Origin of the sequence: Flavobacterium sp. KMS (assembly GCF_000813005.1) — a bacterium.
GTDB lineage: Bacteria > Bacteroidota > Bacteroidia > Flavobacteriales > Flavobacteriaceae > Flavobacterium.
On the sequence record NZ_JSYP01000003.1, the window covers coordinates 1 to 25,757 of the forward strand.

At 32.7% G+C, this 25,757-nt stretch carries 20 protein-coding genes and 1 tRNA gene; 9 read left to right on the forward strand and 12 right to left on the reverse strand.

From position 1 onward, the window contains the following. Window positions 1-96 precede the first annotated feature (96 nt). A tRNA-Arg gene (locus OA93_RS04400) sits at window positions 97-170 on the reverse strand. 105 nt (window positions 171-275) lie between these two features. On the opposite strand from OA93_RS04400, the gene OA93_RS04405 reads away from it, so the two are divergent. Then, window positions 276-800: an adenine phosphoribosyltransferase gene (locus OA93_RS04405; RefSeq protein ID WP_039112149.1), complete on the forward strand. Its 525-nt coding sequence runs from the start codon at window positions 276-278 to the stop codon at window positions 798-800. A 27-nt stretch (window positions 801-827) separates the two neighbouring features. After that, window positions 828-1,607 (forward strand): hypothetical protein, encoded by a 780-nt coding sequence (locus OA93_RS04410; protein ID WP_052259375.1) that lies wholly within the window; start codon window positions 828-830, stop codon window positions 1,605-1,607. A 64-nt stretch (window positions 1,608-1,671) separates the two neighbouring features. Here the strand turns inward: OA93_RS04410 and pheT are convergent, their stop codons facing one another. Then, entirely contained in the window at window positions 1,672-4,092 is a 2,421-nt protein-coding gene (gene pheT, locus OA93_RS04415) for a phenylalanine--tRNA ligase subunit beta (RefSeq protein WP_039111935.1), read from the reverse strand. Between the two features lie 276 nt (window positions 4,093-4,368). On the opposite strand from pheT, the gene OA93_RS04420 reads away from it, so the two are divergent. From OA93_RS04420 to OA93_RS04430, 3 genes are all read left to right on the forward strand, one after another. Continuing rightward, window positions 4,369-5,874 carry an aldehyde dehydrogenase family protein gene (locus OA93_RS04420; RefSeq protein WP_039111936.1) on the forward strand — a complete coding sequence of 502 codons (1,506 nt, stop codon included), beginning with the start codon at window positions 4,369-4,371 and terminating at the stop codon, window positions 5,872-5,874. 62 nt (window positions 5,875-5,936) lie between these two features. After that, window positions 5,937-6,971, forward strand: a complete 1,035-nt coding sequence (adhP, locus tag OA93_RS04425; RefSeq protein WP_039111937.1) for an alcohol dehydrogenase AdhP — start codon at window positions 5,937-5,939, stop codon at window positions 6,969-6,971. A gap of 64 nt (window positions 6,972-7,035) precedes the next feature. Then, window positions 7,036-7,410, forward strand: a complete 375-nt coding sequence (locus OA93_RS04430) for a DUF779 domain-containing protein (RefSeq protein ID WP_039112151.1) — start codon at window positions 7,036-7,038, stop codon at window positions 7,408-7,410. 462 nt (window positions 7,411-7,872) lie between these two features. On the opposite strand, the gene OA93_RS04435 is transcribed toward OA93_RS04430, so the two are convergent. The 6 genes from OA93_RS04435 to recG form a co-directional block, all read right to left on the reverse strand. After that, on the reverse strand, window positions 7,873-8,796 hold the full coding sequence (locus OA93_RS04435) for an AraC family transcriptional regulator N-terminal domain-containing protein (RefSeq protein ID WP_039111938.1): 924 nt from the start codon (window positions 8,794-8,796) through the stop codon (window positions 7,873-7,875). A 73-nt stretch (window positions 8,797-8,869) separates the two neighbouring features. Beyond that, window positions 8,870-9,733 carry a bestrophin family ion channel gene (locus tag OA93_RS04440; protein WP_039111939.1) on the reverse strand — a complete coding sequence of 288 codons (864 nt, stop codon included), beginning with the start codon at window positions 9,731-9,733 and terminating at the stop codon, window positions 8,870-8,872. A 27-nt stretch (window positions 9,734-9,760) separates the two neighbouring features. Continuing rightward, window positions 9,761-11,071, reverse strand: coding sequence for a TolC family protein (locus tag OA93_RS04445; protein ID WP_039111940.1), 1,311 nt, complete (start codon window positions 11,069-11,071; stop codon window positions 9,761-9,763). A 93-nt stretch (window positions 11,072-11,164) separates the two neighbouring features. Beyond that, window positions 11,165-14,263 carry an efflux RND transporter permease subunit gene (locus OA93_RS04450; protein ID WP_039111941.1) on the reverse strand — a complete coding sequence of 1,033 codons (3,099 nt, stop codon included), beginning with the start codon at window positions 14,261-14,263 and terminating at the stop codon, window positions 11,165-11,167. 90 nt (window positions 14,264-14,353) lie between these two features. Beyond that, the gene (locus tag OA93_RS04455; protein WP_039111942.1) at window positions 14,354-15,415 is read right to left on the reverse strand and encodes an efflux RND transporter periplasmic adaptor subunit; all 1,062 of its coding nucleotides are present in this window, start codon (window positions 15,413-15,415) and stop codon (window positions 14,354-14,356) included. Window positions 15,416-16,365: 950 nt separating this feature from the next. After that, window positions 16,366-18,474 (reverse strand): ATP-dependent DNA helicase RecG, encoded by a 2,109-nt coding sequence (gene recG, locus OA93_RS04460; RefSeq protein WP_039111943.1) that lies wholly within the window; start codon window positions 18,472-18,474, stop codon window positions 16,366-16,368. Between the two features lie 419 nt (window positions 18,475-18,893). On the opposite strand from recG, the gene OA93_RS04465 reads away from it, so the two are divergent. The 3 genes from OA93_RS04465 (at window position 18,894) to OA93_RS04475 (ending at window position 20,955) form a co-directional block, all read left to right on the forward strand. Beyond that, window positions 18,894-19,445 carry an STM3941 family protein gene (locus tag OA93_RS04465; protein WP_131474452.1) on the forward strand — a complete coding sequence of 184 codons (552 nt, stop codon included), beginning with the start codon at window positions 18,894-18,896 and terminating at the stop codon, window positions 19,443-19,445. 48 nt (window positions 19,446-19,493) lie between these two features. Further along, on the forward strand, window positions 19,494-20,273 hold the full coding sequence (locus OA93_RS04470) for a hypothetical protein (RefSeq protein WP_039111945.1): 780 nt from the start codon (window positions 19,494-19,496) through the stop codon (window positions 20,271-20,273). Window positions 20,274-20,403: 130 nt separating this feature from the next. After that, the gene (locus tag OA93_RS04475; RefSeq protein ID WP_039111946.1) at window positions 20,404-20,955 is read left to right on the forward strand and encodes a DUF1697 domain-containing protein; all 552 of its coding nucleotides are present in this window, start codon (window positions 20,404-20,406) and stop codon (window positions 20,953-20,955) included. Between the two features lie 13 nt (window positions 20,956-20,968). On the opposite strand, the gene OA93_RS04480 is transcribed toward OA93_RS04475, so the two are convergent. From OA93_RS04480 to OA93_RS04495, 4 genes are all read right to left on the reverse strand, one after another. Continuing rightward, window positions 20,969-21,262: a hypothetical protein gene (locus tag OA93_RS04480; protein ID WP_240474667.1), complete on the reverse strand. Its 294-nt coding sequence runs from the start codon at window positions 21,260-21,262 to the stop codon at window positions 20,969-20,971. Window positions 21,263-21,396: 134 nt separating this feature from the next. Further along, window positions 21,397-22,086 (reverse strand): aspartyl/asparaginyl beta-hydroxylase domain-containing protein, encoded by a 690-nt coding sequence (locus OA93_RS04485; RefSeq protein WP_039111948.1) that lies wholly within the window; start codon window positions 22,084-22,086, stop codon window positions 21,397-21,399. Between the two features lie 3 nt (window positions 22,087-22,089). Then, window positions 22,090-22,596 (reverse strand): hypothetical protein, encoded by a 507-nt coding sequence (locus tag OA93_RS04490; RefSeq protein WP_039111949.1) that lies wholly within the window; start codon window positions 22,594-22,596, stop codon window positions 22,090-22,092. Between the two features lie 180 nt (window positions 22,597-22,776). Further along, a complete protein-coding gene (locus OA93_RS04495; RefSeq protein WP_039111950.1) occupies window positions 22,777-23,505 on the reverse strand; it encodes a diphthine--ammonia ligase in 729 nt (242 codons plus the stop codon). Between the two features lie 104 nt (window positions 23,506-23,609). Here OA93_RS04495 and OA93_RS04500 point away from each other — a divergent pair, with 104 nt between their 5' ends. Next, complete coding sequence (locus tag OA93_RS04500) at window positions 23,610-25,697, forward strand: M1 family metallopeptidase (protein WP_039111951.1); 2,088 nt, start codon at window positions 23,610-23,612, stop codon at window positions 25,695-25,697. Window positions 25,698-25,757 lie beyond the last annotated feature (60 nt).

A 25,757-nucleotide genomic window follows, 5' to 3' on the forward strand; every position in this document is an offset into this window, starting at 1 on the left:
AAAGAAAATATAAGCAAAACGATTCAAACTTACATTATTAGGAGCGATGAAAAAAAGGCGCCAATTGTCTTCAATTGGCGCCTTTTGGCTGTGTAGTGACCTCGACTGGATTCAAACCAGTAACCTCTTGAGCCGTAATCAAGTGCGCTATTCAGTTGCGCCACGAGGCCTTTTTTAGTTTTCAATTGGCTAATTTTTCGTAGCTTTGTTGAGCACTTATTGCGGGTGCAAAGATAGAAACAAATGTGAGATATACAAGCAATAAACAACAGAAAATTAAAAAAAAAATGCAGATAAAAAATTACATCCGTGATATTCAAGACTTTCCAAAAGAGGGGATTTTATTTAAAGATATCACTCCGCTCTTAAATGACCCAATTGCCAGAGAAGAATGTCTTCAGATTTTATTAGATTCTTTAAAAGGACAAAAAATCGACAAGGTAATAGGAGCAGAAAGTCGTGGTTTTTTCTTCGGAATGCTATTGGCGCAAAAATTAAATGCAGGTTTTGTGCCTGTAAGGAAACCAAAAAAGCTTCCTTATAAAGTAATTTCGGCAGAATATGATTTGGAATACGGTACAGATTCATTAGAAATGCATATTGATGCAATTAAAAAAGGAGATAAAGTATTAATACACGATGATGTGTTAGCTACAGGCGGAACCGCCAAGGCACTTTGTGATTTAGTTAATGAACTAGGTGGAGAAATTGTACAATGTAATTTTTTAATGGAACTATCTTTTTTAAACGGAAGAGAAAAGATAAAGGAAAATCCTATTTTTGCTGCTATAACATATTAGTAAGCATCAAAAACATAAATTAACCAAATGAAAGTATTTTATTCGTTAGCCTTATTTACATTATTAATTTCTTGCAAAGATAATAACGACGTAGCCACCAAAGCAGATTCGATTTCTCAAAAGGAAGTTCCAAACACAAAGAATACTATTAATAAAATACCCAGCGAGTTTAAAAGTGAAATACGTCCAAGCGAAAAATTAAAACTACAACAAGTATATACTGATGTAGCCGAATATGCAGGGTTTAATGAAGGTGGAGATTATTCATATGTTAAAATCAAAAAGAATAACAAGGTAACATTTTTAACGTCTAACTTAACTTCCGAGGAAGGACTTAAATATACTCTGGGTGATATTTATGAATTTAAATGGAAGATTGATAGTGTATTTATTTCAGGAGATGGAGAAACACGAGATTTTACAGAATGGTTTGTAAGTGCTAAAAAAGTTAAAGACGGTAGCGTAACCTTATTTAGAAAAAAATACCCAAAACCAATAAAATATTATTGGGCAGAGGAGGAGGATAAGTACTCAACTGAGTTTAAAGATTATTTATACACTTTAGTCGAATACTATTTAGCAAATTCTAAAAGTGAGCTTGTAAAAGCTAATTTAAAAGATCCTAATTTAAATCTGACTTACTCAATAGAAGATAGAGAAGAGGAGGGGCATTCTTATACGGTTTTAGGCATCGCTAATGAATTTGAAAGTCGCACGAGCATAATGCAATGGTTATATGTAGATAATGAAACCAGGGTCTTGTATGAATATGATTTGCCAAATGAAAAATTAATAGAATTTAAGTAATAAAAAATCCGCTAGAGAATTAAATGTTCTTTCTAGCGGATTTCTTTTATAATGCAATTTTTAACTATCGTAAGGTTGCCCCAAGTTCAGTTTCAAAGTTTTGTTGCAATTTACTCATGATTTTATCAATTTGAGCATCTGTAAGCGTTTTTGTGTTATCCTGAATGGTAAAGCTTAACGCGTATGATTTCTTGCCTTCAGGAAGATTTTTACCTTCATACACGTCAAACAAGTTTACATCTTTTAATAAAGATTTTTCTGTTTGCTTAGCAAGATTGTAAATACTATCGTAAGTTACATTTTTGTCAATCAATAAAGCTAAATCTCTGCGTACTTCTGGGTATTTCGGAATTTCGGTATATTTTATTTTACCTGTAATTATTTTCAAAATTAAATCCCAGTTAAAATCAGCATAAAAAACTTCTTGTTTAATCCCGAAGTGCTTTAAAATTGATTTTTTTACAACTCCCATTTCTACCAAAGTATCATGACCATATCCAATAGCAGCACCTTCAGAAAACACATCTGATTGTGTTGGAATATTGAGGATTTTATCAATTCCTAATCTAGAGATTACACCTTTTACATATCCTTTTAATAAAAAGAAATCTGTAGATTGTAATCCATTAGTCCAAGTCTCTTTATTTCTGTTTCCAGTAATAAACAAAGTAAGGTGTTTATGTTCTTCATAACCATTAAGAAATTTATGGTATGATTTTCCAAATTCAAATAATTTTAAATCTGAGTTTTTTCTGTTAACATTATATGAGATTGCTTCTAATCCTGAAAACAATAATGATTGACGCATTACTGATAAATCATTACTTAAAGGATTTAATATAGTCACATTATGCTCTTCTTTTAATAAAGTCGAAAGATTAGCATAAGCAGCTGTAGTTAATGAATTGGCCATCATTTCATGAAAACCCTGTGAATTCAGTTGAGCTGCAATACTATTTTGTACTTTATAATCTTCTGTTCTTGGCGAATTTGCAACTGTCGCATTGAATTTTTTAGAGAAATTAATATTGTTATATCCATAAACTCTTAGAATTTCTTCTATAACATCAATTTCACGTTGTACATCTACACGATAAGCAGGAATTGTTAATCCCAAACCAGCTTCAGAAACACTATTAACTTTAATATCCAGAGATACTAATATCTTCTTAATGGTATCTTTTGGGATTTCTTGTCCAATAATTTTTGAAACATGGCTGAAATTTAAAAACACAGAGAAATCTTCAATTTTCTTTTGGTAAATCTCAACAATATCAGAAGTTATTTCTCCTCCAGCAATTTCTTTTATCAATAAAGCAGCACGTTTTAATGCATACGCAGTAATCGATGGGTCAATACCTCTTTCAAATCTAAAAGACGCATCTGTATTTAATTGATGTCTTTTAGCCGATTTACGAACACTTACAGGATTAAAGTAAGCACTTTCTAAGAATATAGAAGTTGTTGTATCTGTTACGCCAGATTTTTTTCCTCCAAAAACCCCTGCAATACACAACGGACCTTTTTCGTCACAAATCATTAAATCTTCTTGGTGCAAAGTTCTTTCTACATCGTCCAGCGTTATAAATTTAGTACCTGCAGGAAGTGTTTTTACAATTATTTTCCCGTTGATTTTACTAGCATCAAATGCATGCAAAGGTTGCCCTAATTCATGTAGCACATAGTTTGTAACATCAACAATATTATTTTTTGGAGTAATCCCAATAGCTTTTAATCGGTTTTGTAGCCAGCTAGGAGATTCGTTTATTGTAATTCCAGAAATAGTAACACCACAGTATCTAGGTGCCAAAGAAGGTTCTTCGACATTAACATCAATTTTTAAAGTTCGCATGTCAACTCTAAAATTACTAACCGACGGAGTAATTAATTCTACGTTTACACCACTTTGTAATAATCCAGCACGTAAATCACGTGCAGTACCAAGGTGGCTCATTGCATCGGCACGGTTGGGAGTTAATCCTATTTCGAAAACTTCATCATTTTCTATATTAAAAACTTCAGCTGCAGGAGTTCCTGGTTTCAAAGCTTCGTCTAAGACCATAATTCCATCATGACCAGTTCCTAAACCTAATTCGTCTTCGGCGCAAATCATACCGTGGCTTTCCTGTCCGCGTATTTTTCCTTTTTTGATAGTAAAAGATTCTCCGTTTTTATCGTATAAAACAGTACCAATTGTAGCAACTGGCACTTTTTGTCCAGCAGCAACATTAGCTGCCCCACATACAATTTGTACAGGATGTTCTAAACCTAAATCTACAGTTGTAACTTTTAATCGGTCAGCATCAGGGTGCTGTACACAGGTTAATACATGCCCAACAACAATACCTTCTAATCCTCCTTTTATCGATTGGTATTTTTCAACCACTTCTACTTCAAGACCAAGGTCAGTAAGCAAAGCAGATGTTTCTTCGGATTTCCAATCTATTTTAATGAATTGTTTTAACCAGTTGTAAGATATTTTCATTTGAGTAATATTATTCTTGAATAAGTTTACAAATATAAGGATTGCACATTGTAGTAGGAAACAATTTATTTGGTTTTTTACAGCTGTTTTTACTTTATTATAAATCAATATTTTTTGAATATACTTTATTTTTTATGGTAATATTTTGCTAATAGAGTATTAAATTTTAGTTATAAAAGAAAATCTGCATTTTTTGTGCTATCAGATGAATGAATTGTGCTATTCTTTACAAGAGAATGAAAGTAAATTTGAAATGAATCCAAAAAAAATATTTTTATGAGTACTCTAGCAAAAAGACCTGACTTTAAGGCAAAATACGATAATTACATTGGCGGAAAATTTGTAGCACCTATAAAAGGAGAATATTTTGATGTGCTTTCTCCAATAGACGGTAAAGTCTTTACAAAAGCAGCCCATTCTGGCAAAGAAGATATTGATCTGGCTGTAGATACAGCGTATGAAGCATTTAAAACCTGGGGAAAAACCTCAGTAACAGAACGTAGTATTTTACTAAATAAGATTGCTCAAAAAATAGAAGACAATCTAGAATATATTGCAACTGTAGAAACAATTGATAACGGAAAACCAATCCGTGAAACCTTAGCAGCCGATATTCCATTGGCAATAGATCATTTCAGATATTTTGCAGGAGTAATCCGTGCCGAAGAAAGTTCGATTGCCGAACTAGATTCACAAACAGTTTCTATCGCATTAAGCGAACCATTAGGCGTAGTTGCTCAAATTATTCCTTGGAATTTCCCGATATTAATGGCAGTCTGGAAAATAGCTCCAGCACTTGCAGCGGGAAATACAATCGTTTTAAAACCAGCTGAGAGCACACCGATTTCTATATTAGTATTAATGGAGCTTATAGGCGACATTCTTCCTCCGGGAGTTTTAAATATTGTAAATGGTTTTGGTGCCGAACTGGGGCGTCCGTTAGTTACCAATAAAAAAGTTTCTAAAGCAGCATTTACAGGTTCTACAACAACAGGACGATTAGTAATGCAATATGCTACCGAAAATATTATTCCGGTTACATTAGAATTAGGCGGAAAATCACCTAACATATTCTTCCCATCTATTGCCGATCATGACGATGATTTCTTTGACAAAGCCATAGAAGGCGCTGTTTTATTTGCATTGAATCAAGGAGAAATTTGTACTTGTCCTTCACGATTATTGGTTCATGAAGATATCTATGATAAATTTATTAAAAGAGTAATCGAAAGAACTGAGGCGATCATTGCAGGAAATCCACTGGATAAAACAACGATGATTGGTGCACAGACTTCGATAGTGCAAAAAGAAAAAATCCTTTCTTATATAAAATTAGGTAAAGAAGAAGGCGCAGAATTACTTACGGGTGGTGCAGAAAATAACCTGGGAGGAGATTTAGAAGGTGGTTACTACATCAAGCCAACTTTGTTTAAAGGAAATAATAAAATGAGAATTTTTCAGGAAGAAATTTTCGGACCAGTTCTAGCTGTAACTACTTTTAAAACTACTGAAGAAGCGATTGCTATTGCAAATGATACCATGTACGGTTTAGGCGCTGGAGTCTGGACACGTGATGCACACGAAATTTATCAGGTTCCGAGAGCAATTCAAGCCGGTCGTGTTTGGATAAATCAGTACCATTCTTATCCTGCAGGCGCACCATTTGGAGGTTACAAACAATCCGGAATAGGTCGCGAAAACCACAAAATGATGTTGGGACAATACCGCCAAACCAAAAACATGTTGATTTCTTATGATAAAAAGAAATTAGGTTTCTTTTAAAGAATTGTATAAACCAAAGAGCAATAAACTATTAATTATTGCTCTTGCAAATAAATAAAATTATGTTGCCAAAAACAATGAAAGCCGCAGTTGTAAGAGAATTTGGTTCTCTTTTAAAGATTGAAGAAGTCGAAGTTAAGCGACCAGGTAAAAACGAAATCCTTGTAAAAGTCATTGCAAGCGGAGTTTGTCATACCGATTTACACGCCATAGAAGGGGATTGGCCCGTAAAACCAAAAATGCCATTAATTCCAGGACATGAAGCCGTGGGCTATGTTGTTGCGCTAGGTCAGGATGTAAAAAATGTAAAAGAAGGCGATGCTGTTGGCGTACCATGGCTTTATAGTGCCTGTGGAGGATGTGATCAATGTATTACAGGTTGGGAAACCTTATGCGATACGCAACAAAATGGTGGTTATAGTGTAGATGGTGGGTTTGCCGAATATGTAATTGCCGATGCAAGATATGTTGGACTTTTACCATCAAATGTCAATTTTATGGAAATGGCTCCTATACTTTGTGCTGGAGTAACTGTATACAAAGGGCTTAAAGAAACCGAAGTTAAACCCGGAGAATGGGTAGCGATTTCAGGAATTGGAGGATTAGGTCACGTTGGTGTACAATACGCCAAAGCAATGGGAATGCATGTTGCAGCAATAGATGTTGCCGATGATAAACTTGATTTAGCCAAAAGACTTGGAGCAGATTTAGTAGTAAACGCAAAAAATCAAAATCCTGGAGAATTCTTAAAAAAGGAAGTTGGTGGAATGCATGGGGCATTAATAACCGCCGTTTCTCCTATAGCATTCAAGCAAGGTCTTGAAACTTTAAGACGAAAAGGTACAATGGCTCTTAATGGACTTCCTCCAGGAAACTTTGATTTATCGATCTTTGATACTGTTTTAAACAGAATTACAATTCGCGGTTCGATTGTAGGTACACGTAAAGACATGAAAGAAGCAATAGAATTTGCTGTAGAAGGAAAAGTAAAAGCAACAATTACTCCTGCAAAATTAGAAGATGTCAATGATGTTTTTGACAAAATGAAAAAAGGACAAATTGAGGGCAGGGTAGTGCTTGAGATTGCAAAACCATAATTAAATCATGAAAGCAACAAACTTTATAATTATAAAGTTTGTTGCTTTTTTTAAATACAAAATCATGATAAAAAGAATCGATGCCACAGATAAAGCCATAGAATTGATAAATATATTAAAAGAAAAACATGGTGATTTAATGTTTTATCAAGCTGGAGGATGTTGTGAAGGAACACAACCGCAATGTTTTGAAAAAGGAGGTTTTTACCAACGAATGGGAGATGTGTGTATTGGTACAATCGAAGATACCGAATTTTGGGTAGATAAAGATTTATTCGAATATTGGAAACATGCCCATTTTACTCTCAATGTAATTGATGCTTTTGGTGTGGGCGGATTTTCATTGGAAACACCATTAAAGAAAACATTCCAGATAGAATACCGAATTTTCACCGAAGATGAGGAGAAAGATTTGGAACCGATTAGAATTATTTCATGAGGTACTAAGGTTCTGAGGGACAAAGGGACAAAGGTTTTTTGTAGAGGTGCACCGCAGTGCGTCTTTTTTTTTGCGCAATAATTGTTGAATTACTAGCAGAGACCCTTTCTGCGTCAGGGTGACAAGTTTGTGGTTGTATTGTGGGAAAGTTTTTCTATAACAAGATAGATGGTTCACGTTTTGATAAGAAACCTTAGCGCCTCAGAACCTTTGCCTCTTTGCACCTTTTTTTTAACCTTAGAACCTTTGCAACTTTATACCTTGCTTAAATTCTCGAGCTACTTGCGGAGACCCTTCCTAGGTCAGGGGGACAAGTTTGTGGTTGTATTGTGGGAAAGTTTTTCTATAACAAGATAGATGGTTCACGTTTCGATAAGAAACCTTTGAACCTTAGTACCTCAGAGCCTTTGTACCTTTCTTAAAGCCTTTGTACCTTTCTTAAAACCTTTGAACCTTAAAAGACTAATTAATAAACAACAACTGATATTGCTTTGGTGTAATACCTTCGTGTTTTTTAAATAATCGGATAAAATAATTAGCGTCTCCAAAACCTGATAAATAACAAACTTCATTAATTTGTATGGAAGGATTCTTCAATAAATTTTTGGCACATTTTATTTTCTCATTCAATATATATTCTATCGGACTCATTCCTAGTTCCCTCTTAAAAAAACGGTAGAATGAAGCTGTACTCATACACGCTTTATCACTCAAACTTTTTAAGTTCATGTTTTCCTTTAAATTCTGCTTGATGAATTCTGTAACTTCTGTTATTGGATTATTTGCCTGAATTACTGTTCCTTCGTCAATAGATTTTACCGTTTGAGTTTGTATTATTCGAATCAATAATTCTTTCAAGGTCAAATCTGCCAAAACATCTTTGGTTATCGAGGTGCTCATACATTCTTTTATAAGCTTATTGATTGTAGTAGCCATATCGACATTATTATAAAAGAAATAATTCTGATAATTTAATTGCCAATACATATCCTTTCCTTCTTTTGGATATCGTTCGTTTAAGAAATTTAAAGTGTCTGTAATTTTAGATTGCTCAATTGCCAGAGCCAGACATTGCGTGGGATTATTTCTTGTAGCATCTGGAAAATCGATTTTCATTTCTACATTTGCAGGAACTACGACAGTTTCTCCTGGTAAATAATCAAATTCGGGATCATCAAAGAGATGCATTATTTTCTTTCCTCTCAACATACTTGTAACGACCAAATCATCAAATTTTAAAGGAACTAAAGTAGATGATTCGTATGTTTCAAAAATATTTAACTCACAATGATTCAAGTTATAAATTGTCCTGTTTTCTACAAGAGTTTTTAACGATTTCTCTTTTGATAGTTGAAGTGGATTGATTAAATAACGTTGATTATTCATTGCTTTTTAAATTTTAAGACGGAACTTTAAATTTAAGCAAAATAATTATAAGAAGAGTAGATTTAACGTTTAATTAAATCAACTCTTCGACATGTTTCTTAATGTTTTCGGCTATTTTTTTGGTAGGTAAATCATTTTCATCATCACCAAACGGATCTTCAATTTCCTCTGCAATAAGTTCCAAACTCGCCAGTACATAAAAAACAAAAACAACTACAGGAGCAACATAATAACCTAAGCTAATAGAATAACCAAAAGGCAAAGTCATAATGTAAAAGAAAATGAATTTTTTTATGAATGCACTGTAAGAGTAGGGAATAGGCGTGTTTTTAATTCTTTCGCAAGCTCCACAAACATCTGTAAACGCTTGCAATTCATCATTTAAAATAATGAGTTGTTCACCAGATATTTTTTTAGCATCGTATAAATCATTTATTTTATGAAATATGATTCTCTTTACCTGATTTGGCTTGTGTTTGTGGTGATCTATTTCTAAATCTACGTCTTCAAAAAGTTGTTTACTTGTTTCTGAATCATGCAAATGCTTGTGCAAAATATCTGCATATAGCGGAATGAATTTTCTGAAAAATTTTCTATCATTTTCATCTTTTAGCATAGCCGAAAGTTTAATAGCAAGATTTCGGCTATTATTTACAAGGTTTCCCCATAACTTTCTTCCTTCCCACCAGCGATCATATGCCGTATTTGTTCTAAAAACTAGTAGTAACGAAATTACAAAACCTAACATTCCGTGCATAATTGGAATATTCTGAACATAATCGTTTTTAGTTATTTTAAAATAATAAATTTCCAGATAACCAACAGTTGACGCGTATATTGCAATAGCAATCATGATAGGAAACAACTTCCTAACAGTATCTGATTTATGAAAATGAAAAATAAAGGTAAACCAGTCTTTTGTATTATATGATATCATTTGCTATGTGTTTGAAACAAATTTAGTTTAAAAACTAATATTTCCTGCTAATTCTTTTAATGCAATTTCAGATAATTTAGCTTCAAATTGCGCATTGCTGTAACGTACTTTTGCATTTACATAATTAAGCTGTGCCGTTCTAAACTCAAGTGTTGTAATAGTTCCTATACGAAATTTATCTAGTGTAATATCTAAGTTTTGTTTAGCTATTACTTCGTTATTTTCTTCGAGATTTATCAATTCCAAATTTGTTAAATACGTTTGATAAGCCGTTGCTAATTGCGTACTCAATACTTGATTTTGTTGTTCTAAAGCAAATTTAGTATTCTCAATTTCAAGCTTAGACGTTTTTTCATTTCTATGTTGATTAAAACCGTCAAATACGTTTAAAGATGCGCTAAAACCATAATTTAATCCTCGGGAAGTTGATTCACTTGTAAATCCTAAACTAGAATGACTCTCAGAAAAATTATATCCTGTATTTAATTTTACAGTAGGATAGCGATTTGCTTTTACTTGCTTTAATTGTAATTCGGCAATTCTTAAATTAATAATTTGCGATTCTAATTGTGGATTTTGTTTCTTGGCTAATTCTAATAAATTATCCAAAATCAATGTATTGTCTACCGTAACATCATCCATAACCCTGAAATCAATTTTAGAATCTCGAGCCAAAATCTGATTTAATAATATCTTGGCATTTGCATATGATTCTTTCTGTCTCAATAATGTAACCTGATCTGTGTTTAAATCTACCTGGGCATTTAAAACCTCTAATTTTGAAGCTTTTCCAATAGTAAAACGGTTTTGTGCTAAAGTCAATCTTTGCTTAGAAATTACAATCGTTGTATCTAATGCGGCTAATTGTTGTTGTTGTTGAACCAGATCGTAGTAAGTAGAATTAACCTGTCCCACTTTTACTAAAATGGTACGTCGCAATTCGGCATCACCTAATTTCTGAAGTTCTTTAAGTTGATCTAATTGGGCAAACATTCTCATACCATCAAATATTGTCCAGTCTAATCCAACACCGTAATTTAAACTGTTATTTTTTGCGTTGTTCAATGAAGTTGATGTTCCGTCCTGGCGTGTTTGCGAGCTATTTTGTATGCTGTTATTATCTACAACAGTAGCTGTTACTGTTGGTAACATCCCTGCATTTCCAATTGTAGCATTGGTCTCGCTAATTTTTAAATTATTTGACGCAATTTTTATTTCAAAATTATTGTCTAATGCTATTTTTACTGCATTTTCTATGGTAAGAACTTCTTGAGCATTGCTTTTTGCAATACAAAAAAGAAACAAAACCAAGCATTTAAATAGAGTTTTAGTGTACATCGTTTTTTATTTTTATTACCACAAATCAGCTATCAAAATTTTGTTTAAAAGCGATTTGTGGTTCTTATTTTTATTTAAAGCAAGTTCGAAAGATTATTTATTACTATCTCTTTCATATTCTTCGATATGATCAAACTCAGGGTAATGTTTACGTGCTTTAGACCACATTAAATACATGGCAGGAATTACAAATAAAGTAAGTACTAAGGAGAAAATTGTTCCTCCCACAATTACAACTCCCATACCTATACGGCTTGTAGAAGCTGCTCCAAGAGACATTGCGATTGGTAATGCTCCTAATGCAATTGCTAAACTCGTCATTAAGATTGGTCTAAGTCGTGCTTCTGAAGCTTCTAGTATTGCTTCTAATTTTGGTTTGCCTTGTTCTCGTAATTGGTTGGCAAACTCTACAATCAAGATACCATTCTTGGTAACAAGACCAATAAGCATTACGGTACCAATCTGGCTAAAGATATTCCAAGTTTGGTTAAATAACCATAAAGAGAATAATGCTCCGGCAACTGCCATTGGCACAGTTAATATGATAATAAACGGATCTATAAAACTTTCAAATTGTGCCGATAATATCAAGAAGATTAATAATAAAGCCAATCCAAATGCAAATGAAGTATTCGAACTACTCTCCACAAAATCTCGCGATTCTCCACCTAAATCAGTTGTAAAAGTATCATCAAGAACTTTAGCTTTTATCTCGTTCATGGCATCGATTCCGTCGCTAATACTTTTGCCTGGAGCTAAACCAGCCGAAACTGTAGCCGACATATATCTGTTATTATGATACAATTGTGGCGGATTGCTTTGTTCTTCAATCGTAACTACGTTATCCATTTGTATTAATTGCCCTTTTTTGTTTTTTACAAACATCGAAGTTAAGTCCAATGGTTTCGAACGGTCTTTTTGGTCAAACTGCCCAATTACCTGATATTGTTTTCCGTTTTTAATAAAATATCCAAAACGCTGCCCACTTAAAGAAAGCTGTAATGTTTGTGCAATATCGATAATAGAAATACCTAAACTTTCGGCTTTTTCACGATCGATACTTACATTAATTTCGGGTTTATTAAATTTCAAGTTCACATCTGTAACCGAAAAAGTATCATTTTTATTGGCTTCGTCCATAAACAACGGAATTTTTTCACGTAGTTTTTCGAAGGTTGGAGCCTGAATAATATACTGTATTGGCAATCCTCCACGTCTATTTACAGCAATTGTAGGCTGCTCTGTTACCGAGGTTTTTGCTTCAGAATATTTTTTTGTCCATTTTGTTAATTTCTCTGCAATTTCTTTTTGAGAACGGGTTCTTTCGTTTGGCTCTTTAAGTGCAATCCTAACTCTACCACTGTTTACAGATGATGATCCAAAACCTGGTGAAGTGATTACCAAACTTACTTTTTTCTCCGGAATAGAGTCATCAATAAGCTGACCTAGCTCTTGCATAAAACGATCTGTATATTCGTATGAAGAACCTTCGGGAGTTGTTACACTTAAAACTAATGCACTTCTATCATCATAAGGAGCAGTTTCTTTTGGTAAAATACTAAAGAACAAATAAATTAATCCAAAACAAATGGCGATAATAGGAAAGCTCAACCATTTTCTTTTCATAAAACGGGTTAAAGCATCAGCATATCCTTTATTTAAACTTTCGAAATAAGGTTCTGTTTTAAGATAAAAATTCGATTTCTTTTGTTCGCCACCTTTCATTAAATATGCATTTAACATAGGTGTTAAGGTCAAGGACACAAAAGCCGAAATTAATACTGCCGCTCCAATGACGACTCCAAACTCTCGAAACAATCGACCAACAAATCCCTCTAAGAAGATTACTGGTAAAAATACGGCTGCAAGCGTTATCGAAATAGAAATTACAGCAAAGAAAATCTCATTAGATCCTTTAATTGCAGCTTCAATAGGCGACATTCCTTCTTCGACTTTCTTAAAGATATTCTCCGTTACCACAATTCCGTCATCGACCACAAGTCCCGTTGCCAAAACAATTGCAAGTAATGTTAATACGTTTATTGAGAATCCAAAAAGCCACATGATAAAAAATGTTGCTATCAAGGAAACTGGAATATCTATTAAAGGTCTAAATGCGATTGCCCAATCTCTAAAAAACAAAAAGATAATCAAGATAACCAAAACTATAGATATCAATAATGTTTCGGCAACTTCCAAAACAGATTTTTTTACAAAAAGTGTGCTATCTATTGCAATGTCAAGCTTAATATCTTTAGGAAGATCTTTCTTTAAAGCATCGTATTTTTTATAAAATTCTTTGGAGATATCAAGGTAATTAGCTCCTGGCATAGGTACAATTGCAAGACCTATCATAGGAAGTCCTGATTGACTTAATTTTGTTTCGGTATTTTCCGGACCTAATTCGGCATTACCAACATCGCTAAAACGAACTATTTTTTCACCTTCTGAACGAATAATAATATTATTAAACTCTTCAGGTTTAGATAAATTTCCAACCGTTTTTACTGTAAGTTCTGTATTGTTTCCTGTTAATTTTCCAGAAGGTAACTCAACATTTTGTGCATTTAAGGCATTACGAACTTCTGATACGGTACAACCATACGCAGCCAGTTTTATAGGATCAATCCATAAACGCATGGCGTAACGTTTTTGTCCCCAAATTTGAACTGCACTTACTCCCGGAATTGTTTCTAATCGCTGCGAAATAACATTCTCTGCATAATCACTCAGTTCAAGCGCACTTCGTGTATCACTTTGAACTGTCATCGAAATAATGGATTCTCCATTGGCATCAGCCTTAGAAACAACAGGCGGAGCATCTATATCCTGAGGTAAACTTCTAACGGCTTGTGATACTTTATCACGAACATCGTTTGCCGCTTCTTCTAGATTTTTATCAAGATTAAACTCGATTGTAATATTACTACTCCCTTGTACACTCGACGAAGTAATGTTTCTAATTCCGTCAATGGCATTAATTGCTTTTTCTAGAGGTTCAGTAATTTGAGATTCTATAATGTCTGAATTTGCTCCTGTATAATTAGTACGTACAGAAACTTGTGCCGGATCAATAGACGGAAACTCTCTTACGCCTAAAAAGCTATATCCAATAAGACCAAACAATACAATTGCAAGATTTAAAACAATTGTTAATACTGGTCTTCTTATACTTGTGGTTGATAAACTCATATGAGATTTATGATTTTAGTCCCGATAACTATCAGGATTAGATTTTAAAATAATGAAAATTGATTAAGATTATTAAATAATTCAAAATCTCTATTTTTTCACTTTTACTTTAATTGGATCGTCATTTTTTAATGCCATTACACCGCTAGTTATAACAGTATCTCCCTTTTTTAAACCTGATAAAATCAAGATAGACGCATCTGTTCTTGTAGCCGTTTCTACCATTACTTCTTTGGCTTTGCCAAAATTAGAAATAAAGACTTTTTTTCCGTTTTGTACAGGTACAATAGCTTCCGTAGGAACCACAATTGCATCTTTTATAATATCTAATGGTAATTTTACATCAGCAAATGTTCCAGGGAATAATTTGCCATCTTTATTTTCGGCGATAGCTCTAATCTGAAGCGTTCTTGTTTCTACAGCAACTTCAGGCTCTATTGCGTAAACTTTAGCCGTATATTGAGTCTCAGACCCAGAAACCGTAAAAGTAATAATAGAATTGTTTCTTACCTGACTTGCGTATTTCTCTGGAATCGAGAATGTAATTTTTAATTTGCTTGTATTAACCAGTTTAGCAACCAAAATTGTTGGTGTAATATAAGTTCCCGGAGAAATTGATCGTAATCCTATCTTTCCAGAAAATGGTGCTTTTACAGATGTTTTTGCAATTTGAGCACGTATTAATTGGGTTTGTGCTTGCGCAGAAGCGTGGTCGGCTCTTGCAACTTCATATTCTTCTTGGCTAATAGCTTCTTTTTGAAGTAATAACTTTGCTCTTCTTTCGTTTTCGGCAGCCAAACCTTCCTTAGTAGTCGCTTGTCTTAATTGCGCTCTTAATTCTATATCATTTACCTTAAAAAGAACTTGACCTTTGGTTACGTTGCTTCCTTCACTAAAATAAATTCCTTCGACAATACCCGAAACTTCACTACGAATTTCTACTTGCTCATTGGCTTCAATAGATCCGGATAAAGATAAATTATTATCAAAAGTTTGAGTGTCTACAACAACTCCCGAAACTGTTGTGGTTTTGTTTTTACCGTTCTGACCTTTAGATTCGTCGTTTTTATTTTTATTAGAAACAATTCGATAAGCGATAAATCCGCCAATTCCGATTATTAGCAAGGCATATACAAGGTTTTTTACTTTCATGAGATTTAGGTAAAGCTAGAATTAATAGATTATGGTTTTAAGTGAATTCACAAATTTAGTTTTTTGTATTGAAAACCTATGACCTTATTTTTTATTTAACAATTGTATGTACAAATATTAATATTTTCGTTAAAATAAGATGCAAAAGGGCAATGCTAGAAACAGAGGTTCTGAGTTACAAAGCCTCTAATTTTCTAAGATTTACAATAAACATAAGTTCAAAAATTTGTATTAAGACTCCATTCCTGAAGAAAGGTTTAAAGGGATAATAAAAAAAGGTTTTTTTTAAGGTTTAAAAAAGGTACAAAGGTTTAAGAAAGGTGCAAAGTTGTAAAGGTTCTGAGGTACTAAGATTAGAAAAACGAGAAGAACTAGGTTAATCAAAAAGTAGCCGCAATATAACCCCAATCTTGTCTCCCTGACGAAGGAAGGGTCTCCGCAAGTAACTCGAGAATTTTAAGGAAGGTACAAAGGTTTTGAGAAAGGTACAAAGTTGCAAAGGTTCTGAGGTTCTAAGAAGGTTCATAAGAATAAAATTTAACAAGCTTTGCGAACATTGCATATCCCGATGCTTCGGGATTGCGTCCCTTGCGGTTAATTTTACCAAATACATCCACAAACTTGTCTCCCTGACGCAGGAAGGGTCTCCGCAAGTAGCTCGGCAATCTAAGAAAGAAGCTAAGAAAAAAAGTGAGCATTTACTCTATTTTATATGTAGCGTATTTACTATGTGTTACATACATACTTAATATTGTGGTTCTGTTGTAGTTACGTTGCAGTAAAATTTACCGCAAAGAACGCAAGGTTTTACGCAAAGTTCGCAAAGCTTTATCCTGATGAATCTTCTTCAAATCTTAGTATCTCAGAACCTCAGAGCCTTTGTTCCTTTGCAACTCTGAACCTTTGAACTTTTCTCAGAACCTTAGTATCTTAGCGTCTCAGCAACTTAATCAACTAATATAATTCCAGATATTCTTTTTCTTTGTTAATTCGATGAAAATGGCTTTAAGGATTGCATTTTCAGGTTTTTGCAATGGAGCGTCTTCTTTTAGGACTTTTAAAGCATAATTTCTGGCTAGAGCCAAAATATCACGATCACGAACAATATCGGCGATTTGAAGATTAAGTACACCGCTTTGTTGCGTTCCCATTAAATCACCAGGACCACGAAGTTTTAAGTCAACTTCGGCGATTTCGAAACCGTCATTGGTTTGAACCATAGTTTCCATTCGGGTTTTACTATCCGAACTTAGTTTATGCGAAGTCATTAAGATACAATAACTCTGCTCGGCACCACGACCTACACGACCACGTAATTGATGTAATTGTGAAAGTCCGAAACGTTCGGCACTTTCTATAATCATCACACTGGCATTCGGTACGTTTACACCAACCTCAATAACGGTTGTAGCAACCATTATATTCGTTTTTCCTTCCGAGAAACGTTTCATTTCCGAATCTTTATCAGCTGGTTTCATTTTTCCGTGAAGGATAGAAATCGAATAATTAGGTAGGGGAAAATCACGAGAAATACTCTCATAACCATCCATCAAGTCCTTGAAATCCATTTTTTCTGATTCTTGAATCAATGGATATACAATATAAATTTGTCTTCCTAGAGCAATTTCATCACGCAAAAATTTCCAGACTTTCAGTCGGTTACTGTCATAACGATGAACCGTTTGGATTGGTTTTCGTCCTGGAGGTAATTCGTCGATTACCGAAATATCTAAATCACCGTATAAACTCATAGCCAGTGTACGCGGAATAGGCGTAGCAGTCATAACTAATACGTGTGGCGGAATTTCGTTCTTTTTCCATAATTTAGAACGTTGCTCTACACCAAAACGGTGTTGCTCATCGATAACAGCTAAACCTAAGTTTTTAAATTTTACTTTGTCTTCTAGCAAAGCGTGTGTTCCGATTAAAATATGTAAACTACCGTTTTCTAATTCTTCATGAATTATTCTTCTGGCAGCAATTTTGGTTGAACCTGTTAGTATTTTTACATTGATGTCTAATGTCGCTGCTAATTCTGACAATCCCACAAAATGCTGATTTGCTAAGATTTCTGTAGGTGCCATCAAGCAAGCCTGAAAACCATTATCGAGCGCCAATAACATACTCATAAACGCAACGATAGTTTTCCCTGAACCTACATCTCCTTGTAACAATCGATTCATTTGGGCATTACTACCCATATCGGTACGTATTTCTTTGATTACTCTTTTTTGTGCATTTGTAAGTGCAAAAGGCAAGTGATTTTGATAAAATACATTAAAATATTCGCCTACTTTTACAAATGGATGTCCTTTTATTTTATGCTTTCTAATTAGGTTTTTAGTTATCAGTTGCAACTGAATAAAAAACAATTCTTCAAATTTTAATCGGTATTGGGCTTTCGCCAAAGCATCGGCACTTTTAGGAAAATGTATATTGAATAAAGCTGCTTTTTTAGGAATCAGTTTTAACTCATTTACCAAATAATCGGGAAGTGTTTCAGTAAATAAAGTCTGTGTTTCCAGAAATAATTGCTGCATGAGTTTGTTAATCACACGATTTGAAATCCCTCTATTAGCCAAGGTTTCTGTCGATGGATAAACAGGTTGCATTGCAGAGCGAAGGCTTTGTTCGTGTTCGCTCATGAGTTCAATTTCGGGATGCGACATACTAAACTGACTTCCGTATAAACTACATTTCCCAAAAATCACACAAACTTCGTTGAGTTTTAAACTCTCACGAATCCATTTATGTCCCTGAAACCAGTTTAAGTCTATTTGTCCCGTATCATCTACAAAAGTAGCAACCAACCGCTTCTTGTTTTTGGCAAATTCAACAGTCTTTATATTGATGATTTTACCAACAATCTGAACTTCGGCAGCAGTATTCTGTAATTCGTTAATCTTATAATATCGCGTTCTGTCTATATATCTATTCGGAAAAAAATTAACCAAATCAATATATTTATGAATCCCCAATTCCTTACGCAGCAATTCGCCACGATTAGGGCCAACACCTTTTAAGTATTCGATAGGAGTTTGAAGAAGATAATTAGACATTCTTTATTTAGACGATTAGATTTTTAGACTTCTTAGATTTACGAACTTTTTTATCTTTAAATATTTCAATAATTAAATCTTTTAATTTCTATTTTATCTTTAAATATTTATAAAAAGCGAAGATAGATTTTAATTAGGAAAATAGAAAATACAATTGTTTTGAAAAAGTTAAATGCTTTTATTTATAGTAAGAAAGAATCATTTATCTATCTCATAAAATAAATAGTCAACTCTATAAAACAAATATTTTAAGAATATATTTCTTAAAAAAGTTTCTTTTAGTAAGTTTTTTATACAAAATAAAATACTTATTTTTGAAAAACTCTAGAGGAAGAGCTAATTAATTCTATAATAAATTCTTTTCTCAACACTTTTGAGATGAAGAATTATAATATAAAATTACTGCTGAAATAAAAATTATGCAAAGACTTCCTTACCACATTTACCTAAATAAAAAAACAATTATAATCCGTTTTGCTTTATGTCTATCTCTCTTCTTAATTGCAGTTTGGATGTTATGGCATAATACAAAACAGTTTTATGATGGTCAAAATTTTCATCCAGAGATACTGTTTTTATCTCCTTTTGTGATTATTGGAATGCTCTTTTATACAATAAAAGAAGGGCGTTTATTTGATAATAATGAAATACAAATAACACTTAATCATAAAGGAATTATTTTTTACGGAAAATATTTCATTGAAATTGGAGTAGTAAATTGGGAAGATATAACAAGATGTGTTGAAACAAAGGAACAATACGAAACTGTATTAAATATAATTGTTCATCAACCAGATACTTATATAAATAAAATTAAAAATGAAAAGTACCGTAAAAAAGTAGAAACTTACTGCAATGAAAATGGTAATGTCTTATTATGGATAAATGTAAGGCTTTTAAATTGTGATCTTACGGAATTAAAAAGAAACATTTTTCAAATGATAGATAAAACAAAGAATACAAATAACTAAGATTAAGCAATTATTTGCTATTTAATAACCCCCAAACTAATTAACAAAATGATTTACGTTTACGAAATTGTAACAAAGCCTTTAACTTCAAAAATTATTTCAGATGAAATCTGTCCCGTATGTAATAAAAATGGATGTATTGAATTAACATTGTATGTGCGTTATATCTCTATGGTTATCCCTTTCTTTGGAATGGGACGAAAAACAGGAGTAGTTTGTACCAATTGCGGTGAAGTTTTAAAAAACCCTGATGCATCTGTATTTGCAAAGAAAAAATACTCAGCCAATATAGAAGCTGAGATTAATCAGATTAGAAATAATCACAAAAGAACTTTATGGCAGTTATTATACCCGTGGTCATTTTGTATTGTATTGCCATTAATCGTTTTAATTGCATTAGGTTATAGTAAGATTAATAACAAATCAATTGAGAAAAAGTCTGAGGAGTATGCTGCATTAATTACTAATCCGCAATCTGGAGATATTTACAAATCAACATGGTCTCAAGAAAATAGCCAGTTACAAGGTGCATTAGTGAAACTGATACGAATTGATGCTGATACGATGTATGTTATTCGTAGTAAAGAAATGATTCCTATGAGTTTTTCTAAAGCAGAATGGGATAAGCTTTCTTCTAATGCCGATGCATTCGATTCTAAAGAGTATAAAGTAAAGAAATTTACAGATTTAAAAGGAGGCAATTTTGGGCAGTTTTTCATGTACAATAAAGATCATAATGGTAAAATGACTCCAAAATATTTGGGAGCAATACTTGATAATACTGCTGCAATGGATTTAAATTTTGAAACGATAGTACGAGCAAAATAAAAAAGATAATATCAGTAGTTTTTATGATTCTAAATAGATTTATAAAAACTACTGATATCTTGATAATTTAAATCACTCTAGGTTTTTATTATAATTGAATCTTTATCTTTGAAAAAATAAAATCAATACAATGACAACTCATCTCGCATTACTTCGTGGAATCAATGTTTCTGGACACAACATGATAAAAATGGAAGCTCTAAAAACAACACTTGAAGCTATTGGTTTTAAGAACGTACAAACATATATTCAGTCGGGAAATGTATTTGTAGATACCGATGAAGACAATGCATCCAAAGTTGGCTTTGTAATCAAACAAGAAATTTTTAAAGTCTTTGGACACGAAGTACCTATTGTTGTTATTAATAAACAAGATTTAGAAGCTTGTTTTAAGAACAATCCTTTCTTAAAAGAAAAAGACGCTGATATTAAAAAATTGTACGTAGCTTTTATTTCGATAGCATTGAAAAGTGATAGTATAAATGATTTAAAAATAAGTCAGTTTAAGCCAGACGAAGCTAGTATTGATGGCAACAGAATATTTATTAAATACGCTGTTGGAGCAGGAAAAACCAGATTTGACCAGAAATATATTGAGAAAAAACTAAACGTAACTGCAACGATTAGAAACTGGAATACAGTAACTCAATTATTAAAAATTTACGAAGAAAGAGAAGTTTAAAAACTAAACGTATTTACTTAGAAATTTGAATCGATACTTTTTTTAGATAAATAGTATCAGTATTATGTACGGCACCTTTTCTCATTCCGCCACCAAAAGGATTGTGCAGATCTATAGATTTCTTTTCGTAACCCTCTTTGTAAATAGCTTCATTAACATGTAATGGTGGTGCTTCATAACCAACAAAAGTAAATTGAGAATATCTTATTTCTTTTAAATTAAAATAGCCCATTGCATTGGTTAAGCTTTCTCCTACGTTACAATTTTCGATAGGAGTATGGGTTGTTTCGTCATAGATATAGCCCATAATTTGTGGTCTTTGGCATCTACTTACTAAACAACTCTGGAATGAAAATGCGACAATAATTAAGGTAATTATTATTCCGAATTTTCTAAAATTTGACTTATTCACTTGTGTTTATTCTTTTAATTAAATTAGGCTTACTCTAAATTTTTAATAAGCTCATCTGCCATTGGCGTATTCATTCGTTTTAACTCGGCAATCATGAGTTGTTTTTGCTCTTCGCTCATTACTGGTGCAGCTTTTACAAATTGGTCTTTGTCTGCCTCTTTATAAAACATCGCATCAGTCCATTCATTTCTTATCCCATCGATTACAAGATGAATGCGGTTTTCTGTGCCACGATTGGCAACCGAATGAATAAAATTAGCATCTATATACCAACATTCTCCTTCATTCATAATTAAGCGAGTACCATCTAAGATAAACTCGACTTGGCTATTTGTAATTATCGGAATATGTAATCGAAAAGAATCATCTTCATATCCTAAACAATTATCACTATGCGGTTTAATTTCAGCTCCAGCAGCTAATTGCAATAATCGAACAGCTGTTTTTTCGAATAAAAAACCATCTAATATTTCTTTAAAATAGGTGCAAGAATCTAATATTTCGGTAGCAACTAGTTTTTCATCATTGTTTGAAAAAGCATAGATAGCGTCCGATTTTCCGCTTTGTGACATTAAAGCAATCGAAGTCCATTTTCCTGAATAATCATTCGTATTATAATGATCAATCCAGTTTTTATCGATGATTTTCTGGAAATCATTTTTTAGTTTTTCCTTATCAAACAAAAGAGGAAACTTTATAGAGCGTACTAATTTATCCATGATTTATTCTCTTAGCCATTTTATCATTGTAGGAAATGCCTTTTTTCCTTCATTTGTTGCTCGTTCTTTTCCTAATGTAAGTCCTGCCCATTCAAGAAAAGGCAAACCTATATAGTTTTCATCGTTAAAATTTGAAATTAACCATTCTGAATCGTTCTTGTATCCATTAGGATGAAACACAAATTCTATTGGTAATTTTAAATATTTTGCTGCGGCAAAAGACCATAGGATTGTTGCAATTTCTTCTCCTTCAGTTGGCCAATTAGCGGCCATTTTATCTGTGCCAACTAATTCTCTTTCAGCTGTGGTAGTTACAGCCAGATGTCCTGCTTCATGTAGAATGTCTCCTGGATATAATAATTTTTCAAAATCAATATAAATACAATTTGAGCCTAAAGATAATCCTGGTAAAAAAGTGTTATTTAATTCCTTTTCGACAACTTTAATTCCGATTTGGTCCAAGAAAAATAAAATCTTCTCTATTTCTAAGCTCTTTTCTTTTACAGGCATTTGTATGACTTTTAAAATAATATTATTGAGTTATATAGTTAGAATACATAAAACCAAGACTGTAACAAAAAAAAAGCTAACCATATAAGTAATATAAGTTCATTTAAGTTTGCACAGATTCGATTATACTTACATTTACTTACGTTGCTTATATGGTTAAAATAATTAATGTCTTACTGTTTATATCAAATCGCAATACCAAAATCCATAATCAAAAGCATCGCTTGCATTTGTATCACAAGCTGTATCGCTAGATTCTGTTTTAGGTTTTTCATATTTTCGATGTACAATTTCTCCAATTTCAAATTGTATTGGTTCAGAAAAAATAGGTCCATCGAAAGTAAAGGTATGAAATTCGCCATTTTCTCCACATACATCTACATTATCTGGCAAATCATTTATAAAATTCTGATCGATTACACGACCTACAAAACTTTTATCCAGAAAGCGTTCGTTTACACAAACCACTATTGTTTTAAAACCTAAAGATATAAATTCCTGAATTAAATCTTTTGTTGGTATTTTCCATAACGGGAATACGGCTTCAAAGCCAATATCTACCAATTTATCTTCACGGTACTTTCGTAAATCTTCCAGAAATATATCTCCAAAAATAGAATATTTAACACCTTGATCTTTAAGTTTAGCCAATGTTTTAGTCATTACTTCTTCGTACACTTCCATAGTTGGCATTTCTGGAATTTGCATAATTTCTAGCGGTAATCCAATACTTTTTGCTTGTTGTTCTAATAACTCTACACGAACTCCATGCATCGAAATACGCTGAAACTGCTGGTTGACGCTTGTAAGTAAACAATTTATTTCGAATTCTTTTTCTTGTTGTATTTTGTATAATGCTAAAGCTGAGTCTTTGCCGCTGCTCCAATTAAATAAGGCGATTTTTTTCAAAGGAATTGTTTAAATATTTTCTGAAAGTAAACATACAAATTTCCTTCGATTTGTTCATCAATCCTTTGTAACTTTGGAGACCTTTGCATCAAATAAAACAAATAATGAAATACCTCTTTTTTTTCTTTTCCCTTTTCAGTTTTGCTCAACAAACCCAATATGTCGATTTTAAATCAGTTTTAGGGGAAATCACTATCAATACAGCAGACAGATCACTATCAGGAAATGTGATATATGATTTTGATGTTCTAAAACCTATCGATACTATAAAAATTGATGCTCAAAACATGTCGTTTTCGAATTTAAAAATTAACGGAAATGAAATTATATTTATTAATACAAACAAGCAATTACAATTGATTTTTCCGTTCCAAAAAGGAAAACACACACTTACATTTAATTATTCAGCCAAGCCAAAACAGGCATTATATTTTGTCGGTAACTTCGACTCCACTCAAGGTGATAAATCAGATGATGTAAATGGACAAGTATGGACACAAGGACAGGGAAGATATACCAGTAATTGGTTCCCAAGTTTTGATGATGTAAATGAAAAAGTAGTTTTTAACCTAAATATTACTTTTGATAAAAACTATAAAGTTATCTCAAACGGATTATTAAAAAACAAACTCGAAAATGGGAATTCTATTGTTTGGCAATATCGAATGCAAAATCCTATGAGCTCTTATTTACTAATGCTTGCCATTGGGAAATATGAAGAAAAAGAGCTCAAATCTAAATCTAGAATTCCTTTAGAATACTACATCGAAAATAATGATATCTCTCGTTTTGAGCCAACTTATCGCTATTCTAAACAAATTTTTGACTTTCTGGAGAAAGAAATAGGAGTGAAGTACCCTTGGGAAATATACAAGCAAGCTCCTGTTCGTGACTTTATATATGCGGGTATGGAGAACACGACTGCTACTTTGCTTTCTACCAGATATGTTGTTGATTCTATAGGTTTTGAAGATAGAAAATACACCAATGTTAACGCACACGAATTGGCGCACCATTGGTTTGGGAATTTAATTACTGCCGAAAGTAGTACGCATCATTGGCTGCAAGAAGGTTTTGCAACCTATTATGCTTTGCTTGCTGAGAAAGAAATTTATGGTGAGGATTATTTTTATTCTAAATTATACGATACTGCACAACAATTAAAATATGCATCAAGAACCGATACAATTCCGGTCTTGAATGCCAAAGCTAGTTCGCTTACTTTTTACGAAAAAGGAGCTTGGGCATTATTTGTTTTACATGATGCTTTGGGCGATAAAACATTCAAAAAAGTGATCAAAAATTATTTGAAAAAATATGCATTTCAAACTGTAAATACAAATGATTTTTTTGAAGAAATAAAAAAACTATCCAATTATGATTTAAAAGAATTCTCTAAAATATGGCTAGAAACAACTGCTTTTAATAACCAACAAGCAAATGAATTGTTGAGCAAAAATAAAGCAATTCAAATACGCTTAGAAGTTGATAAAGCTAGTAAAAAACCTTTAGCCGAAAAAGAAGCTTTTCTTATCAAAACATTACAATCCGATGTTTATTTTACAGTTAAAAAAGCAATTGTAAGCCAGCTCAAGAATGAAAAATACGAAGCTAAAAAACAATTACTCATTCTGGCTTTAAACACAAACAACCTGCAAGTTCGACAAGAAGTAGCTGTTTCTTTGCCAAAAATCCCTGAAGATTTCAGACCACTATATGAGACTTTACTCGACGATAGATCATACCAAACGCAGGAAATAGCATTGTTTTATTTATGGAATAATTTTCCTTCTCGTCGCAGCGAATATTTAAATAAATCGAAAAACTGGATAGGATTTAACGACTATAATTTAAGAACATTATGGTTGTCATTAGCTTTATCAACACCTAATTACGCAACAGAACCAGAGGTTTTAATTAATGAATTAATAGCATATTCTTCGCCTAAATATGAAGCAACAACGCGCCAAAATGCTTTAGAGAAATTAATAGATTTTCGATTAACAAATGATATTGTATTGACAAACTTAGTAAATGCGACAACGCATCATATGTGGCAATTTTCTAAATTTGGTAGAGATACCATTCGATTATTATTAAAAAATAGTGAAATGCGTACTTCATTTGAAAGAATTTTGCCTAATTTGTCCTCGAATGAACAGTTTCAATTAGAACGTTTGTTGAAAGAGTAAGAATAGAAGAAAGAGAATAGAAGAAAGAGAATAGAAGAAAAGGATAGAGGAAAGAAATAG